The organism is Paenibacillus typhae (assembly GCF_900099765.1).
Classification (GTDB): Bacteria; Bacillota; Bacilli; order Paenibacillales; family Paenibacillaceae; genus Paenibacillus_AQ; species Paenibacillus_AQ typhae.
The window spans coordinates 31,303-48,823 of the sequence record NZ_FNDX01000011.1; the positions used below are offsets into that span (position 1 = coordinate 31,303).

Genomic DNA, 17,521 nt, shown 5'->3' on the forward strand with positions numbered 1-17,521 from the left:
TTAAAAACACTTAGAGAAATGGCATGTACATTTAGCTATATTTTTAGGGAAGTCTTAACAAGTAAACTTCATGGAGATGAACAATATGAGAAAAAAGTGGATGAATGTCCTCACCGTAGCCATTTTAAGTGTTAGCATTACTGCCTGTGGATCGGCGCAAAAGAATAATTCAGATCCGACTCCATCTGCAACTACTGCAACAAATGCTGAACCTACTACCGGTACCTCGAATTCCCAAAATAGCTCACCAGTGATTTTATATACTGCTGATGAAGGTGGTAGTATTACTAAAATTGATGCAACCACATACAAAGTCATTAAGTCGATCGATATTGACGGTTCGGTTCATAACGTACAAATTTCACCCGATGGGAAAACGGTAGGAGTTACAGTGGTTCCTACTATGGGGGAGATGGAAGAGGGAGCGGGGAACGAGCAAAGTGAACATGAAATGAATGGGTATGCTTATTTTTTTAGCACATCATCAGACGAACTAATTCAAAAAGTTGAGGTCGGGGCTCATCCGGCTCATATTGTATTCACAAATGATGGGAAGTATGTATTGGTTACGAATAATGAAGGAAACGATGTATCTGTAATTGATGCCAAGTCCTTAAAAATAGTAAATTCCATTCCAACCGGAACGGGACCGCATGGATTTAGAATATCCGCAGACAGCAAATATGCCTATATAGCAAATATGGCCGAAGACACGGTAAGTGTGTTGGACTTGGATGCTATGAATGAAAAACAAAAAATCAGTGTAGGTAACACACCTGTAACTACGGGAATCACGAGTGATGGAAAAATCCTTGTCGTTCCATTAAACGCAGAAAATGCAGCCGGTGTAGTAGATTTGGATTCTTCTAACATTACAAAAGTACCTGTCGGTAATGGCCCTGCTCAGGTATACATTTCTGCTGATAATAAATATGCCGTAATAGCGAACCAAGGTACTGAAGAAAATCCGTCACATAGCATTTCAAAAATTGATCTCGGGACAAAACAAGTAACAGCAACGACTGAGACAGGCACAGGGGCGCATGGTGTAGTCATCAGCCCGGATGGCAGCAAGATCTTTGTAACGAATATGTTCGATAACACCGTAACAGTGATCGATAATGAAACAAATCAAGTGATTACAACAATCAACGTAGGCACAACTCCGAATGGTATCAGTATTACTCCATAACGAGGCTAAGGAGGAAGTGATTTGAGAGTAATCTTATTCGAAGTTGGAGGACTTTCGATTAGATCCTATGGCGTTATAGTAGGGTTGGCAGTGCTACTTGCGATAGGTGTTGCATATTATTTAGCTCGAGGGACCAACTATCAAAAACATATATTGAATCTAGTCTTCTACGTAATATTTAGTGCAATAATTGGCGCAAGAATATGGCATGTATTCTTTTTTCAGTGGGGTTATTATTCAAAACATTTGGGGGAAATATTCGCGATTTGGAATGGTGGCATTTCAATCCAGGGAGCGTTAATAGGTGGTTTTATTGCGGTAGCTTATTATGCGCGGAAAGAGAAGATTTCTTTTTGGGGACTTGCGGATATTCTAGCGCCGGCAATCATATTTGGACAAGCTGTCGGCCGAATTGCCTGCTTTTTAAATGGAGATGCATTTGGGGCCCCGACCGGGACTGGCTTCGGAATTGTTTATCCAGAAGGGACTATAGCTTTCGAGCGCTATGGTTCAGTTCCGTTATGGCCTGCTGAAATATGGGAAGGTCAGCTTGACTTAATCGTCTTTGGTATTCTTCTAGTCTTGAAGAATATAAAGTTGCCTAAAGGTGGACAATTTTTAAGTTATAATATTATGTATGCCCTGGTCCGGTTTTCTATGGAATTTCTGCGTGGAGATTCACCGCGTTATGCGTTAGGCTGGACAGCAGGTCAGTGGACGAGTATGAGTATTCTTGTTATTTCTCTGTCTGTGTTCCTTTATTTCTTCACAAGGAACCAGGTGAAAGAGACAGTACATAGGGTGTAAGGTGCATGAGTGGAAGAGAACATCCTTTGTGCTTATCGCATAGCTATTTTGGATCTACCATATAGGTAGTGTTGATATCATTGATATAGCTCCGCAAGTAACTAGTAGTCATTTGCCTGGGGTGAATGGATTAAAACCGGCTCTGCCGTGTTCTTCAGTTATGGCGGAGTACAGTTGTATCTGCCACCATGGGAACGTCATGGTGGCTTTTTTTTATATAAGGCCAACTCTTCATATTACCACTTTAAAACTGTCTGGTAGCTATCTTATGTGAACATTGAACCCGATCCTCAAAGATTAATGATTTGTATGGTTCGTATTCTGAATCGTTTTTTGTAAACCTAGCGGCTTCGCTTGTTCAGGATCGTTATGATTTGCAACGGTGACATATACCATAAGGACTGTTGAAATGAAGAGGAACATGAATAGCGGTGAACTCAAGACCTTAAAAGTACCTTCGATTACGTTCTCGCTAGATAAGCGCTGCAACAATAAAGTGTGGGCAAATTGCAAGAATCCGGATACGACCATAAAAAAGAATAGAACATCTTTCCATTCTGATTGAGGAAACATTTGTATCAGCATAACCCCCATTAATCCGGCCATCATCCCAGACGATGCTCCGTTTAAGAACGCCCCCAAACCCATCAGTCCTCCTATTATGCTTCCAGAAAAGATCCCTAGAAGGACACCTAACACCAAAGATTGAACAGGGCCGGCAATATAGAGGCCGCTCAAAGTACCGCCTCCAAAACCAACAATCATCCCGACTACCATAGGCGAAACCATTCGAATCGATTCTGTAACTGTCGCCTTAAATCGCAGGATAATGACAAAAGACCAGACCAAAATGAAGATATAAAAAACAACTGCAAGTCCTAAGGATGACACTTTAATCCCTCCTTTTAATGTGAGTTTGGTTGAATAAGCTACTTGTAAAGCGTGTCCTCTACCTACAAACAGTGATATGAGAAAGGATTAAAATGTATTCTCCATTAAAAGCCCATAAATGCTACATAAATTCCACAAGGATCTCTTGTACCATGGAGTTACAGGAGGCGAAAAGAAAAATGAATGCGAAATTATTAACTGGCTTGGGTGCTTTTATATTGACGTTGGGAATCGGTTCCGCAGTATACGCTACAGGAGTTGATTCCGACATCTCCAAAGGGGATGTTTCTTCCAAGCAAGAGGTAGCTCAGCAGGAGACGTATTTTCACCATATGGCGAACATGAACGATACAATGAACGATGAAGTTATGACGGATATGATGAGCAATACCAATATGTCTGAAATGATGAAGCAGCCAGGCATGGACGAAATGATGAATGGACTTGATATGGAAAAAATGATGGAAGATAAAGACATGAGTGAAATGATGAAAAAACCGGATATGGTGGACATGATGGAAGATACCACAATGGATGAGATGATGCGGGATTCCAATATGGATGAAATGATGCAAAGAAACCATAAGAAAGATATGCCTGAACAGAGCGTAAGTATTTAATAGACTATATGATTAAAGTTTAAGGAGGTTATTTCATGAGCTGTTGCGGAAACCATAACCAGCATGACAGTCATAACAATCATCATAAAAAAGGCCCAGCCCATCGTCTGATGATGATGATGTGTTGTATACTTCCGATCGTGCTGTTCGTTATTTTAATCATTGCTAATAATGTAAGTGGTTCAACAAGTAATGCGCTTGCCTATAGTGTGTTGTTGTTATGCCCGCTTTCACATCTCGTACTTATGCCTTTAATGATGCGAAACAAAAAACACTAATTGTACTGCATCAAGTGAGATTTTACCGATTTATTCTGATCAATAACTGTCAGTCTGAGAGATCGCGCACTCTTAACTTGGGGTGGCGGTCTCCTTTTTTAACTAGCCTTATTAGAGCTATCTTCATGTGAATAACAAAGGTGGAGGAACGAAATGAAGTTATCCAGCAAACTGATTCTATATATAAGCCTTTTCATTTTCATACTCATTGTTTCCTTCAGCACTTATGCCATCGCGAATATGAATGCCCAGGTAACCCACCTCGCAGAACAAAAGATGGTGTCTAACACAAAGTTGGCGACGGCACTGCTAGATGTTAAGTTTCCCGGAGAATGGACGCTGAAGGATGGAAAGTTGTTTAAGGGCGAGGTCTCTATAGAGGGAAATCATGACGTTGCTTTGTTCGTTGGAGCATTAACTGGTGATGACATTGTAATTTTTAAAGGCGAGAAGGGTGTAGCTGCATCGTCTAAGGGTAGCCATAATATGAACATCACAGAAATAATACTTGAGTCGAACGTAAAATCCATCGTCTTAGGTGGAAAGTCGTATGTAGGTGAAGCGCATGATGGAACTGAAATGGCGGTCTATGAACCCATTAGATCCTCAGACGGAACTGTAATTGGGGCGTTCCATATTAGTATGGGCAAGGAAATGTATAATCAGGCAATTAGTCGTTTTAAAGTAAAAATGATTGTATTTACGATGATCGGACTCCTTATCGCTTTAATCCTCACCGCTCTTTTCACAAGAAAATTAACCGCACCCTTAAGACAAGTCACTATCATGGCGGAACGAGTTGCAAATGGCGATCTTAGTATCACTGATATCCCCGTCACTTCTAAGGATGAGTTGGGTATCCTTTCGAGAGCATTTAATCTAATGACGCATAACTTACATACACTAGTGTCTAAGGCTCAGCAGGCCGCGGATGAGGTACATAAAGTTTCTGGTGTTGTTCAAATGCATATCAATGGCGTAGGAGATTCATCACTTGAGATCGATCGTACCTTGCAATCCATACTCCAAGGTGCATCCAACCAGGTTGAGGGCATGAATCAAAGTATGGAGGCCGTTGAACATATCCAAATTAGCATACAAGAAATCGTACAAAGGTCATCACAAGTCGCCAGTGCATCGGAAAATATGGTTGTGCATGCGGATCAAGGCAACGATTGGCTTCTAAGCATCATTTCTGTAATCAACCATTTGAACGCTTCCATCACACATGTAGCTAGTAAAATACAACAATTATCGGATAGCTCAGGCAGTATCGGGAACATTGCGACCGTTATTACCGATTTATCCTCACAGACCCATTTGCTGTCGTTGAATGCCTCCATTGAGGCTGCACGTGCAGGAGAAGCTGGGAGAGGATTTTCTGTGGTTGCAGATGAAGTGAAAAAACTAGCTGAGCAGTCTGAAAACTCAGCCCAAGAAATAAGAATACTCATTGAAAAGGTTCAACATATCACCAGTGAAGCAGCCGAAGGGATGAACACAAGTTTAGCTCAATTAACAGCGGGGAACCAGCACCTAATCTCTGCAGGGAAATCCTTCGAACAGATCATTATCTCCTCTCAACATGTAGCTTCTCAGAATCAAAATGTATATCAAGCAACAAGACAAATGTCAACAGATTCTCACTACATTTCTGATTCTGTTGCGGATGTGACTACGATTGCCGAACACACTTCTTCTCGTATTCAAGGTGTGGTCCAAACTTCGGATATGCAAAGTCAAATGGTTAACCAGATATCAGGGGCTCTTGAAGACATGTCCCAATCGGTTGACCAATTGCTAAAGTCTATCCGTATCTTCAAACTGTAGCATTATGTACGGCCAACCACTAGACTTACCTTAATGATATTTAGAACAAGCCCGTTGATATATACCACGGGCTTATCAGTCTTTATTTGACGATGCCGTTCAGGAAGTCAAAATCCTATCCCATAAGAAAGACGAACAAGCGAAGCTTCCCAATATGAGGCACACTATAATTATCTCAGCTAAAAGCCAATTATCATTTACATGATTACAGGGTTTCCGTTGACCGAGACTTCGTCTATCGTGATTAAACTGAGGATCATTGTTGGAGACAGCTGTAACTAAACCGATCTCTCTGCCAAAATTACAAAAGACTGAGGTTATATACAGGTGCATAAACAAAGAGGTTAAATGAACAGACTAGAAAAGGAGATGAAGTACTTCCTAATCCCCTGTTTACATACGGTAGGGGGGTATGGTATATTGATGGTGAGAGGTGAGGCACATGGAACAATCAGTGGAACAGACTGCATCTCATGGACATCATCGAAAAAGTCATCATTCTGATCAAACGAAGGCCAATCTAATGACCCGGTTAAACCGGATTGAGGGTCAAATTCGTGGGGTTAAAGGGATGATAGAAAAAGATACCTATTGCGATGACGTTCTAAATCAAATTGCGGCGATCCAGTCGGCTCTCAATAGCGTAGGGAAGATGGTTCTGGAAGGTCATATGAAAAGCTGCGTGATTGAACGAATCCAATCCGGCGAACATGAAGTGATTGATGAGATTCTGGTTACCATGAATAAATTAATGAAATAAACAAACGATATGGAGGAATGAAAAATGAAGAACGAAACATTACATGTAGAAGGAATGTCTTGTGGGCATTGTGTAAAAAGTGTTGAAGGAGCCGTTAAAAACATTGGGGCTGATGCAAAAGTGAATCTGGAGCAAAAGACGGTTGAGGTCTCCTTTGATGAATCTGTATCCTTGGAAGCCATTAAGAATGCCATCGAAGAACAGGGTTACGATGTCGTTTAAGGCCATAGGCAGCCATCGCAAAGATGGCCCCTTTTTTTCAATGTAATGTACCCCCTGGGGGTATAAAGGAGGGATAGATAATGAGTTCTACGATATCCAAAAGCGAGGAACAGACAACCTTACAGATCACAGGAATGACTTGTGCTGCTTGTGCCAACCGGATCGAGAAAGGATTAAGAAAAATGGATGGGGTGACGGAAGCAAATGTGAATTTCGCCTTGGAACGGGCGACTGTGACGTTTGATCCCAAACGTGCAACCATTCCGCAAATGCAAGAACAGATTGAACATTTAGGCTACGGCACTGTAAAGCAAACCACGGATTTCCAAATCACTGGGATGACATGCGCCGCTTGCGCCAATCGGATTGAAAAGGGATTAAACAAAATGCCCGGTGTTGTAACGGCGAATGTTAATCTTGCCCTTGAAACGGCCCGGGTCGAGTATGACCCAGCGACGGTTACTTTGGAAGACATGCAAAAAAAGGTGGAGCAGCTCGGATATAAGGCCATGCCGAAAGAAGGACAGCAGGACGCCTCTGCACATAAACAAAAAGAAATCTCTAAACAAAAAAGACGGTTTATCATTTCAGCGCTTCTCTCTTTACCGTTACTATGGTCCATGATCAGCCACTTCTCGTTCCTATCTTGGATTTGGATGCCTATGATTTTCATGGACCCTTGGTTCCAACTGATTTTGGCTACACCAGTTCAATTTTATATCGGTGGCCATTTCTATGTTGGTGCGTATAAAGCGCTGCGTAATAAAAGTGCCAATATGGACGTTCTGGTAGCCCTCGGGACTTCGGCAGCATACTTCTATAGCCTCTATTTGACGCTCGAATGGGTTCAAGCCGGTGCGGGGGCTCATGGACCGGAAATGTACTATGAGACCAGCTCTATCTTGATTACACTGGTCATCCTCGGGAAATTGTTCGAGGCTCTTGCCAAAGGAAGAACGTCTGAAGCGATTAAAACACTGATGGGTCTTCAAGCCAAGACGGCATTGGTTGTTCGCGATGGACAGGAAATGACTATCCCTGTCGAAGAAGTCGTGGCCGGTGACATCGTAATCGTAAAACCAGGGGAGAAAATCCCGGTTGACGGCGAGGTGGTGGAGGGGGCTTCTTCCGTAGATGAGGCTATGTTAACTGGAGAAAGCCTGCCGGTTGAGAAAAGAACGGGAGATCCTGTCATTGGTGCAACGATTAACAAGAACGGTGTACTTCGAATTCAAGCGACCAAAGTCGGAAAAGAAACGGCCCTGGCTCAGATTATTAAAGTGGTTGAAGAGGCCCAAGGTTCCAAAGCTCCTATTCAACGTGTAGCAGATGCCATTTCAGGTATATTTGTTCCGATCGTCGTAGCGATCTCGGTTCTTGCGTTTATCGCTTGGTTTGTTTGGATTACGCCAGGAGAGTTTGCAAACGCACTGGAGATTGCGATTGCGATACTCGTCATTGCTTGTCCTTGTGCCCTGGGACTTGCGACACCGACTTCCATTATGGCAGGTTCAGGAAGAGCCGCAGAGTCGGGAATCCTGTTTAAAGGCGGTGAACACCTAGAAGCTACCCACCGCATTAATACCATCATCTTAGATAAAACCGGAACGGTGACAAAAGGCAAACCGGAACTGACTGACGTCGTGGTTTCCGGCTGGATGGAAACAGATCTGCTGGCCCTTGTCGGCGCGGCAGAGAAGAACTCCGAGCATCCTCTGGCTGAAGCTATAGTTGCTGGGATTATCGCTAAGGGTATCCAATTGCCGAGAACGGACACGTTTGAAGCGATACCTGGGCATGGTATTAAGGCAAATGTGATGGGCAAGGAAATTCTCGTGGGTACGAGAAAACTCATGGCTCAGTTTCAAGTGTCCATCAATCATGCGCAAGATCAGATGGACCAACTGGAGCAGGCAGGCAAAACAGCCATGCTGATTGCTGTAGATCGGCAGTATGCCGGTATAGTAGCGGTTGCAGATACCATTAAGGAAACCTCGGCACAGGCTGTTAAACGGCTTAATGACATGGGGATCGAAGTCATTATGATTACGGGTGATAACCATCGAACAGCTGAAGCAATTGCCAAGCAGGTTGGAATTACGCGTGTATTGGCTGAAGTTCTCCCCGAAGGTAAAGCAGATGAAGTAAAGAAATTACAGGCTCAAGGGAAAAAAGTCGCAATGGTCGGAGACGGCATCAATGATGCTCCCGCCCTTGCCATGGCGGATATTGGAATGGCGATGGGTACAGGAACAGATGTAGCGATGGAAGCTGCTGACGTAACTCTCATGCGAGGAGATCTCAATAGTATTCCGGATGCGATCTATATGAGTCGAAAAACGATGGGGAATATTCGGCAAAACCTGTTCTGGGCGCTTGCGTATAATTCTATCGGTATCCCGATAGCGGCGATTGGTTTGCTTGCACCTTGGGTTGCTGGAGCAGCTATGGCATTAAGTTCAGTTTCTGTGGTTCTGAATGCGCTTCGGTTGCAGCGTGTTAAATTGTAAACTTATTGTATTATATTGGGGAGAAGAGAAGAAGGGTATAATCCAATAATGGATCATGCCCTTTCAATCGTCTCCCCTTATCATTTTTTAACAACTACACTTTGAGGTTGTAATGTGGTGTGATCTACCTAACGTATTGCTTTTTTCGAATCTAACGAAGGGTAAATCTATTCTATAACCATCCTCACTACATTGGTCACCGTACATTGTACGTTCAAACAACACGATCAGGAGTAAGTACGTATAAATCTTCAAACTGTTCTCAAAAATATTCTCATACAAGCAGCATGAGTATTTGTATTATCACCGTAATTTGGAGCACTATTTCAAAACGAAAGTCCGGTTGTTTACGCAAACATACCCGATGGAGACCCATGATATTTAGCGAGTGTCCTTTGAAAAAAATTAATCGAACGGTTTTTCTACGGGTTCAACAGCTTACGAGGAATATGGCAGTACCCCTCGGATTACGTTAGGATTACCCTTCTGAGATCGAAATCAAATCACTTTTGAGTTTAATGAGAGGCCAATCCCAGTTTCCCTCTTTCTGAGATAATTCCCGTTGAGGCGGCCCAAGGTTAACTGTACGGCATACGGGGAAAAGTGCTAGTTGTCAATGAGCACATCCCATATGTTGCCGGCCGATACTGAGGTCTGCGGTCAGAAACCACTATACATAAATTAGAATAACGAGGCATGACGCTGTTTGTCGTGCATAGCATTCATAAAGTAAATTTCAATCAGGGGATCATTCGCTCTGTAAGCTAATAAGCTGTCTTTACTAATTCATCGTTATCTGCGATTCTAACACCTTTTAGGAATATCTTTAGCAGCTTACAGATAAGATTTTAAGCTACTCCCCCCTAGATGGCTCAGTTTCATAGTAAGTCAAAGGTAATGCTTAGATTCGTTAATCTGAGTACGTATAACTCTGGTCCATAGAGCAATTCAATTGCATTATTAGAAAGCGAAGTCTCCTGACATGTACGTGTATATATTTGCGTCTTTATTTAGATAATAACTAACGATCAAACAACATTCAAATAATGAAAAGAGAGGGAATGAAAATGTTACTTGCCAACTCCGCTACTCCAAAGCACTATACGCATTGTATTGAAGCCTGCCTAAAATGTGCACAGGCTTGCGAAGAATGTTTTTCAGCATGCCTAAAAGAGACTGATGTTCAAGCAAGAACCTCAATGATCAAGATGCTGAACGATTGCGCAGAAATCTGCCTTCAGGCAGCTCAATTAATGAGCAGAGACAGTATGTTTGCGAAGGCAAGTTGCGAGCTGTGTGCCATGGTTTGCGAAGCATGCGCCAAAGATTGTGAAGCGTTTAAAGATGCCCATTGTCAAGAATGCGCAAAATTCTGCCGCGAATGTGCAGAAGCTTGCCGGCAGATGGCAAGAGCGTAACGAGTGCAATGAAACATCGAGCAGGAGTATCTCGAATTCAAGAGATACCCTGCTTTTTTAGGTTAGGTGTATTGGTGTGCATCGGATTTTATTTAAGCAGTTGGAGGGTGTTTTCTCCCTTATGAGCAAAATCACACACAAAACTCAAATAAAGAACACGAATCTTACATATTAATCTCTTAAAATAAAGTCAATCAAAGATTACACATTTAAGAATTCAGAGGAGGAATAAGGCAATGGCATGGTCATGGAATCGGGTATATATAGTGCCGTTAAGTATAGGATCGGTTTTGTTTGGGGAAAAGACAGTGAATAAAGTAATCTCTAAACAAATAGAAACGGATTGGACCATTCACGCAGACTATTTCGAGGCAGCGGTACAGAATGAACAATTAAAACGAGAACTTTCCAGCTTACGCTAAGTTTTATAAAATGATCATTATGAAAAAAGGAACTGATCCCATCAGTTCCTTTTTGCTTTAACAAGTACAGATGTTCGAAATGGCGTCGAGCGCTTCAACCGATTTTCCGTATTTGCACATGGCGTTACAGTCGTTTCGTAAATCCGAAAAACGAATGTATGAGATAGGGCCGCACTGCGTTTGTTGCAAAGAAGGACGAAGCAGTTGTGCACGCACTTCTTTTTCCCGTTTATCCGGGCAAATCAGATACAACCTGGACGTTGCATTTCCTACGGATAATGATAAGTCATGCAGCCTGAGAATGCCGGAGTAGATGGAGGTGCTCTTTTCAACTTCAAATCCCGATACAATCTCATTATGTTCATTGAGCCAAAGAACATCGATAAAAGCGATTGTATCCGCAATAGATTTAGGGAGATCCATGGCTGGAAATACAGAAAGAGAATACCGCCCTAGAGGCTCGTCCTGCCATTGTCTCTGATGATCGTTCTGGGCGATCCAGACGTTGTACCCAAAGGACCGTCCCAGTCTCGCCAAATACAGCTGCATTTCGGAATGTTCACTTTCTTCGTTAGTATCATTCAGCACCTCCAGATGCCGCTTATACCGCCCCTTTTCCCGTTTCTTTTCCTCCTCTTGAAGAAACGCCTCAGCATTCCCGCTAACAATCAAGCGCCCGGTGCCTATTTCAAACAATAAGCCGGAAATGGCGCCCAGGTCCTTGGATAAGGATGAGCGGTAAGCCGTGTTGATGTCCAGCAATGTCTCGCGCATCTCCAAGTAAGCCGGCCAGGAGCCGAGCTTTATCTTACGATCCAGCAGGGAGTTAAACCCATTCACGATGGCTGTGTTGAACGGGGGGAAAAGTGTAGGATGCAAAAAATACAAGATATTAGCTACCGCAGGACCAAGGCCTTTGATATGGTATTGATCCAGTTTCACAATCTCGGTCAACAATTGTTTTTCGTCAGAGGCTTGTAACACGGCCTTCAAAAATCGGCCAAAAGCCAGCTGGTTCTCTTCATTTTCATAAATGTCGGGAATACGCAGTTTAGGTTTCCAGTAAAACGCGTGTGCAGCACCTTCAAAAACTTGTTTTTGTTCACAAATCGCCGCAAGAACATCCTCCAGTGGAGAGCCCTTAAAGTCGTTTCCAAAAAATCGTGCCTCAATCGCTTTTATAACATCGTTCACACCGGTTTTAATGGTCCGAAAAGCCTTTAACCGATCGCTGTTGTTTAAAAACCAGGTGTGGTATACCGATTCCTGATCCGATTTATAATCTAAAATAAGCTGCTGTAACTCTCGGTTCATGTCGAAGTCGCCCCCATATTCAAATCATATCTAGGATTATAATGTCGATTTAACAGAGTTGCTGTGCGATTTGTTCGTTATAAAAACATGTTATGCCCATCAATTCTACATACTTTCCCCAAAGTCAGTTGGTATCCTTAGGCTACATCAACGAAAACAAATAACATTAATATTAAAGGAGGTGAAAAAGGTTGAAAGCATTACGCAGCACGATTGGCTTCCTTCTCCTTGTCATCATTGTAGCAAGTTTAGGTTATATCGGTTGGTATGCCAACGATAAAGGATTAATCTCGTGGAACAGTCTAAGTACCTCGACAACAAATTCGAATGTCCATAGTCAGCATTCGGCGTCCGTTGCGCCCGAAGGAACATCCACTAACCCAGTCACCACGCTGAGGGAAAGAGTATCTGCAGCCCAGCAATCGATGAAACAAATGGCTAACAATATGATGGCGTATCCGTCAGAAGCCGTATTAAATGGGTCTTCTGTTAACGACGGTGAAACAGGAGGAACTGCCTCACAACAAGCGGTGCCTGGATCAATTCAAGTTCAAAAGGGCATTTACTCCTTATCAGAAAGTGTGTATTTATTAGCACAGCTGGAGCAAACCCTGGATAACGGAATGGGGTTTACTGAATCGGCAAACCCGACGTATGAGACGTATCAGTTCCGTTATAACCTGCTGCTACAAAGCCAAAAGACGCTTAGCGAGGTGAATACAAAGCTCAATGAAGCTAAGAATGGTATTCTCCTAAACGGAACAGGAATGATGGGTAGCCATAATATGCAGGAAACGAGTAGAGCCATCTATGATATGGCCCAGACGGTGATGGGTATAACTAGTCTGAATCAGTGGGTGGAGCAACAGATTCAACAAACCGTTTCACAAGCCCAGAATGTGTTGGCCGCAAGTACCTCCAATCAAGACAGCAGTATCTTCAATGGACTTGGAACCCCAAGTCTCATGATCCTAATCGTGGGTATCTTTACAATTTTGTTGGTAGTCGCTCTCGTTGGCGTGATCGGCAGTATACTAACCCCCCGTCCGGAAACGGCCAGTGCCGAAAATCACCTTTAACTTAAGGAGGAAGTAAAATGATGGATATGAATATGTCCGGAGGAACGCAAGGAACACTGAACTACACCGGAAATTATCAAGGGATGGAAATGGAAGGCGTTTCAAGTACGGGAAGCATCATTTCCGGCATTCTTGGAACGGTGACCCAACTGCTTTTAGTGGCTCTGGTTCTCAGTCTGGTGGTTGGTCTCGCCATTTGGTTAAAAAACAAGTACTTTAAGGAATCCTATAGTAAAGCGAAGACCGTAGTCGGTAATGATCCTATGCTTAAGACCATTTTCGTTCTTGCAACTACGCTTATTGGTGTCATAGTCGTGCTGTATCTACTGGGCATCGTACTGAATGGCGGATTTAACGCTGGTGGAATGGGCATTGTAGGTTCTTGGAGTGTAGCCGGCATATTAACGTTTTTTGTAAAACTGCTGACTATTCTGTTTGTGATCGCTTTGATTGCCTTCCTATATAACTATGTTAAGCAAAATGTAAGCCAGTCTACAATCAATGCAACGAATGGTGCGGTTCTCACAGCAGGTGTGGAACCAAAAACGAATCGGACAGATGTAACGCCGGATGGCGAAACGAAAAGAGACTAAATGAATCGCAGGTGATCGTTTATGAAGTTTGATTTTATCCTCCATTGGCTCTGGGCGCTCGTATTCTCGGTACTGGCCCTTAGTGGAATCGCTATGGCTGGAGCCAAGTATGGCTGGTTGATGCAATATGATATCGCGATGGCGGATATCGTACACCGGATAGCGGCTATCGTGTATGTACTGCTCACTTTCATTGTGATGATGTACGAGATCATCCGCATTCTTCGCCGGGATAAAACCAAAAAGCCTTGGCTTGTGTTCGGACCATCCGGGTATGGACTGTTCACCTTCATCACAACACTCATCTTCATCATTACCGGTGCGATGATTTGGCTCTTTATGGACAGCAATCATGCAGCTACCGCGTTTTCACTTTGGATTCATGAAAAACTGACTTATCTGGCTGTAGCAAGCGTGATCTGGCACATTTACATGAAAACCCATGCGCTAACATGGCCTAAAAAAAGGGCTGCAAAACCTAAATAATGATTGCTCAAGGGAGAGAGGGCCTTTACCATGTGGATGCAAAAAAAGTGGTTCAAGCTATTCATCTGGTTTGTAACCACCTCGTTCTTCTTCGCTCTTGCCGCCATACTCATTTCCATGTTCAGGTTTGGACCGACAGAACAAGAGGTGATGCAGTTTATGATGGGCATGATGAAGGCCATGGATTCCTCTCTGATGGGGCTGTCGATGCAAGTGAAAGAGGACACAAACATACACAGTCTAATGAACCAGAGCATCGCTTTTGCCTTTCCGTTATTGTCTATAAGTATAGCGGCTGGAGTGTACGTACGGTGCAGAAGAAAGGTGTAAAACCATGTTTAAAAAGCAGAAAATGCCGTTCTGGCAACTCACCGCCGTTTTTGCTGTCATTTCGGTGCTCGTGGTTGCCCTATCCTGGGGAAACCGCACGGAGAATGCAGCTCAAATGGACACATCTATGGCCGATATGATGAAGAGCGAAAGTTTATCCAACGCTACGATCCCTGATCTGTTTACATACGAAGGGATTGCAGCAGGCGCGGGGAATGGGAACAGCCAGCATGAGGGCCACCATGATCAACAGGGAAAACTGTATACCATCCATATCGTTACCACTGCGTTGCTTCTTCTAACAATGCCAATGATTATTGCCGGAGCAGTATTTCTTGCGATCGTATGGCCGAAGCCGTTAAACGGGAGGAAAAGGAAATGAATGTTCTAGGTTCATTTGGCAATCTGTACATGGCCATTTTACTGATCTTGCTTTCAGCCGGGCTCATTTTTACTGTCTATGAGATGGTAAAAAAAACAGTTGGCTATATCAGCGAGAGCCGGGGGCAAAAAGGAACTACAACTTCTAGCAAATTTGGAGGAATGACAATAATGAAAAGTAGTGGTTGGTTAAAATTAGCGGTATTTTCGTTTTTCGGACTTATCATTTCTGTAGTACTGCTCAATGTAACAAATCCGACTGCAGCATCTTCTACAAATGATCAACATAGTCTGCACGTAAACGGTACTGCAAACGCGACAGGTACGATGGGGAATATGAGCGGGACGGTGAATGGAACGGTCAACGGGACGGTCAACATGGACCAGATGAATGAAGTGATGCAGCGCATGAATCAGCTTCAGCAAGATATGATGATGATGCAGCAGCAATATATGAACGGTATGCAGACACAATCCAACATGAATATGGGGTCGTCCGGCGGTATGAGCGGTTCTGGAGGTATGATGGATGATGATATGGATATGAACATGGGCGGCAGTAGCGGAAGCAGCAGCAGCGGCGGCATGGGCATGATGTAATTTAAGCGGGAACGGAGCAGCGTTCGTCTTTATTGACCGAACGCTGCTTTTTTAAATCATCTATCTTTGAATAGGAGGAAGACAGATTGAGCAACAGAAGTTTGGTATGGTTGCTTTTCATTGCATTGATTCTTGGTGGAACGGCAGCCGGCCTTTATATGAATGGAACCTCTGCAGTTGGTCAGAGCTCAACCGGCATGGCTCCCCAAGCTACAGATGATATGTCATCCATGGATCATAGTGCGCATGGCACATCTACAAATGTAACGGAGGAGGAAACACCTGTACCAAGTTCCACTCCGACTGCTATCGTACCTACACCGACATCGCCCGTTACTCCAGGGCCAGAAAACACGACTGCCCCTTCAAGTGAGCCTACGGCGCTGGAACCAAAAGAGGGCCAGCCGGTAAAAGGGTTTTCTCTTACAGCCATGAACCGTACTTTGACCATTGCTGAAGGGATAACGCTGCCTCTATGGACATTTAATGGCACCGTTCCAGGGCAGGAAATTAGAGTCACACAAGGGGATTTTGTGGTTGTTACCTTGAAGAATGAACTGGAGGAGCCGGTATCCATTCACTGGCACGGGTACCCGGTCACCTCAGAGGCGGATGGCGTTCCCGGGGTGACACAGGAGGCAGTGAACCCTGGAGAAACCTTCACATACCGCTTCTCGGCCGATATACCGGGAACCTACTGGTATCATTCTCATCAGGAAAGCTCCAAGCAAGTAGACAAAGGACTTTACGGCGCACTGATCGTGGAACCCAAATCAGAGCCTAAACCGGATCAAGATGTGACTCTCCTCTTAGACGAATGGATGGAAGAGCAGGAAACCTCCAGCCACAGCGCTCATGGCTCTTCATCTCAAGCGATGAGCGAAGAAGAGATGATGGCCACGATGTATAACATTTACACGGTTAATGGGAAATCGGGTTCTTTAATCGATCCCTTGACGACCAAGGTAGGGGATACGGTTCGCTTACGTTTGATAAATGCCGGGTATCGCTCGCACGCCATTCATATTCCCGGAGAATTTAAAGTTGTCAGCTCAGATGGTCAGGATATAGCTGAACCAGGAGTACTGAATAACCAAATGGTTACGGTGGCGCCAGGAGAACGTTACGATATAGAAATGACCATCAAGACTAAAGAAGACTTTACGCTGGATGCACATGACAATAATTTGTATAACGATCAGTTGGTGATTCCGGTCAAAGTTGCCGGAAGTAATGGAGTAACCAGCAAGATACAGCATGAAAATATACCGGTTTTCAATTTGCTTCAATATGGAAAACAGGTAAATACGGATCTGCGAACAGTAAGTTCCTTTGCAGTGGAGTATACCGCCATTTTGAATTCTAAAATGAATGGGAATGAGCAACAGTACACGATCAATGATCAGGTGTTCAAGGATCTTCCTTCTCTTCAGGTCAAGACGGGGGATTATGTTAAATTGACGCTTCAAAATGATGATACAGTAGACCATCCCATTCATATCCATGGCCATTTTGCTCAAGTGATCGAGCGAAATGGGGAACTGGTTAGGGGTACGATTATGAAAGATACCGTGCTGGTCAAACCAGGGGAAAAGGTTGTTTTGGTCTTCAAAGCAGACAATCCTGGTAACTGGTTGATTCACTGTCATGAGCTTCATCATGCAGCGGGAGGAATGGTTCAGAAATTGATCTATACGGATTACAAGTCCGCCTACACGCCAGGTTCCTCTGAAGGGAATAAACCTGAATAAAAGAGTGATTCTTAAATATTCCCCCATAAAAAGTGAA

General features: G+C 43.6%; 18 protein-coding genes. 16 read left to right on the forward strand and 2 right to left on the reverse strand.

What is annotated here, in order from left to right; genetic code table 11:
• The first annotated feature begins 85 nt into the window (after positions 1–85).
• Positions 86–1,192, forward strand: coding sequence for a YncE family protein (locus BLR64_RS12075; RefSeq protein WP_090714425.1), 1,107 nt, complete (start codon positions 86–88; stop codon positions 1,190–1,192).
• A 21-nt stretch (positions 1,193–1,213) separates the two neighbouring features.
• The gene (lgt, locus tag BLR64_RS12080) at positions 1,214–1,999 is read left to right on the forward strand and encodes a prolipoprotein diacylglyceryl transferase (RefSeq protein WP_090714426.1); all 786 of its coding nucleotides are present in this window, start codon (positions 1,214–1,216) and stop codon (positions 1,997–1,999) included.
• Between the two features lie 297 nt (positions 2,000–2,296).
• Here lgt and BLR64_RS12085 read toward each other — a convergent pair whose 3' ends face one another.
• Positions 2,297–2,890 (reverse strand): hypothetical protein, encoded by a 594-nt coding sequence (locus tag BLR64_RS12085; protein WP_068724079.1) that lies wholly within the window; start codon positions 2,888–2,890, stop codon positions 2,297–2,299.
• A 179-nt stretch (positions 2,891–3,069) separates the two neighbouring features.
• Between BLR64_RS12085 and BLR64_RS12090 the strand changes: the two genes are divergently transcribed.
• From BLR64_RS12090 to BLR64_RS12120, 7 genes are all read left to right on the forward strand, one after another.
• The gene (locus BLR64_RS12090; RefSeq protein WP_090714428.1) at positions 3,070–3,510 is read left to right on the forward strand and encodes a hypothetical protein; all 441 of its coding nucleotides are present in this window, start codon (positions 3,070–3,072) and stop codon (positions 3,508–3,510) included.
• A gap of 431 nt (positions 3,511–3,941) precedes the next feature.
• On the forward strand, positions 3,942–5,618 hold the full coding sequence (locus tag BLR64_RS12095) for a methyl-accepting chemotaxis protein (RefSeq protein WP_090714429.1): 1,677 nt from the start codon (positions 3,942–3,944) through the stop codon (positions 5,616–5,618).
• Positions 5,619–6,060: 442 nt separating this feature from the next.
• Positions 6,061–6,378, forward strand: coding sequence for a metal-sensitive transcriptional regulator (locus tag BLR64_RS12100; protein WP_054940734.1), 318 nt, complete (start codon positions 6,061–6,063; stop codon positions 6,376–6,378).
• A 24-nt stretch (positions 6,379–6,402) separates the two neighbouring features.
• Positions 6,403–6,600: a copper ion binding protein gene (locus tag BLR64_RS12105; protein WP_090714431.1), complete on the forward strand. Its 198-nt coding sequence runs from the start codon at positions 6,403–6,405 to the stop codon at positions 6,598–6,600.
• An 80-nt stretch (positions 6,601–6,680) separates the two neighbouring features.
• Positions 6,681–9,110, forward strand: a complete 2,430-nt coding sequence (locus tag BLR64_RS12110; protein WP_090714433.1) for a heavy metal translocating P-type ATPase — start codon at positions 6,681–6,683, stop codon at positions 9,108–9,110.
• Positions 9,111–10,177: 1,067 nt separating this feature from the next.
• Positions 10,178–10,528, forward strand: a complete 351-nt coding sequence (locus BLR64_RS12115) for a four-helix bundle copper-binding protein (RefSeq protein WP_068724072.1) — start codon at positions 10,178–10,180, stop codon at positions 10,526–10,528.
• 236 nt (positions 10,529–10,764) lie between these two features.
• Positions 10,765–10,950: a hypothetical protein gene (locus BLR64_RS12120; RefSeq protein WP_054940736.1), complete on the forward strand. Its 186-nt coding sequence runs from the start codon at positions 10,765–10,767 to the stop codon at positions 10,948–10,950.
• Between the two features lie 57 nt (positions 10,951–11,007).
• Here the strand turns inward: BLR64_RS12120 and BLR64_RS12125 are convergent, their stop codons facing one another.
• The gene (locus tag BLR64_RS12125) at positions 11,008–12,264 is read right to left on the reverse strand and encodes a hypothetical protein (protein WP_090714434.1); all 1,257 of its coding nucleotides are present in this window, start codon (positions 12,262–12,264) and stop codon (positions 11,008–11,010) included.
• A gap of 191 nt (positions 12,265–12,455) precedes the next feature.
• Between BLR64_RS12125 and BLR64_RS12130 the strand changes: the two genes are divergently transcribed.
• The 7 genes from BLR64_RS12130 (at position 12,456) to BLR64_RS12160 (ending at position 17,484) form a co-directional block, all read left to right on the forward strand.
• Entirely contained in the window at positions 12,456–13,343 is an 888-nt protein-coding gene (locus BLR64_RS12130; protein ID WP_090714436.1) for a hypothetical protein, read from the forward strand.
• Between the two features lie 17 nt (positions 13,344–13,360).
• The gene (locus BLR64_RS12135; RefSeq protein ID WP_068723313.1) at positions 13,361–13,936 is read left to right on the forward strand and encodes a hypothetical protein; all 576 of its coding nucleotides are present in this window, start codon (positions 13,361–13,363) and stop codon (positions 13,934–13,936) included.
• 21 nt (positions 13,937–13,957) lie between these two features.
• Complete coding sequence (locus BLR64_RS12140) at positions 13,958–14,422, forward strand: cytochrome b/b6 domain-containing protein (protein ID WP_090714438.1); 465 nt, start codon at positions 13,958–13,960, stop codon at positions 14,420–14,422.
• Between the two features lie 30 nt (positions 14,423–14,452).
• Positions 14,453–14,752 (forward strand): hypothetical protein, encoded by a 300-nt coding sequence (locus tag BLR64_RS12145; RefSeq protein WP_068723309.1) that lies wholly within the window; start codon positions 14,453–14,455, stop codon positions 14,750–14,752.
• A 4-nt stretch (positions 14,753–14,756) separates the two neighbouring features.
• Positions 14,757–15,134, forward strand: a complete 378-nt coding sequence (locus tag BLR64_RS12150; RefSeq protein ID WP_090714439.1) for a hypothetical protein — start codon at positions 14,757–14,759, stop codon at positions 15,132–15,134.
• A complete protein-coding gene (locus tag BLR64_RS12155; RefSeq protein ID WP_090714441.1) occupies positions 15,131–15,733 on the forward strand; it encodes a hypothetical protein in 603 nt (200 codons plus the stop codon). Before BLR64_RS12150 ends, BLR64_RS12155 begins: the two co-directional genes overlap by 4 nt.
• An 86-nt stretch (positions 15,734–15,819) precedes the next feature.
• The gene (locus tag BLR64_RS12160; protein ID WP_090714442.1) at positions 15,820–17,484 is read left to right on the forward strand and encodes a multicopper oxidase domain-containing protein; all 1,665 of its coding nucleotides are present in this window, start codon (positions 15,820–15,822) and stop codon (positions 17,482–17,484) included.
• Positions 17,485–17,521 lie beyond the last annotated feature (37 nt).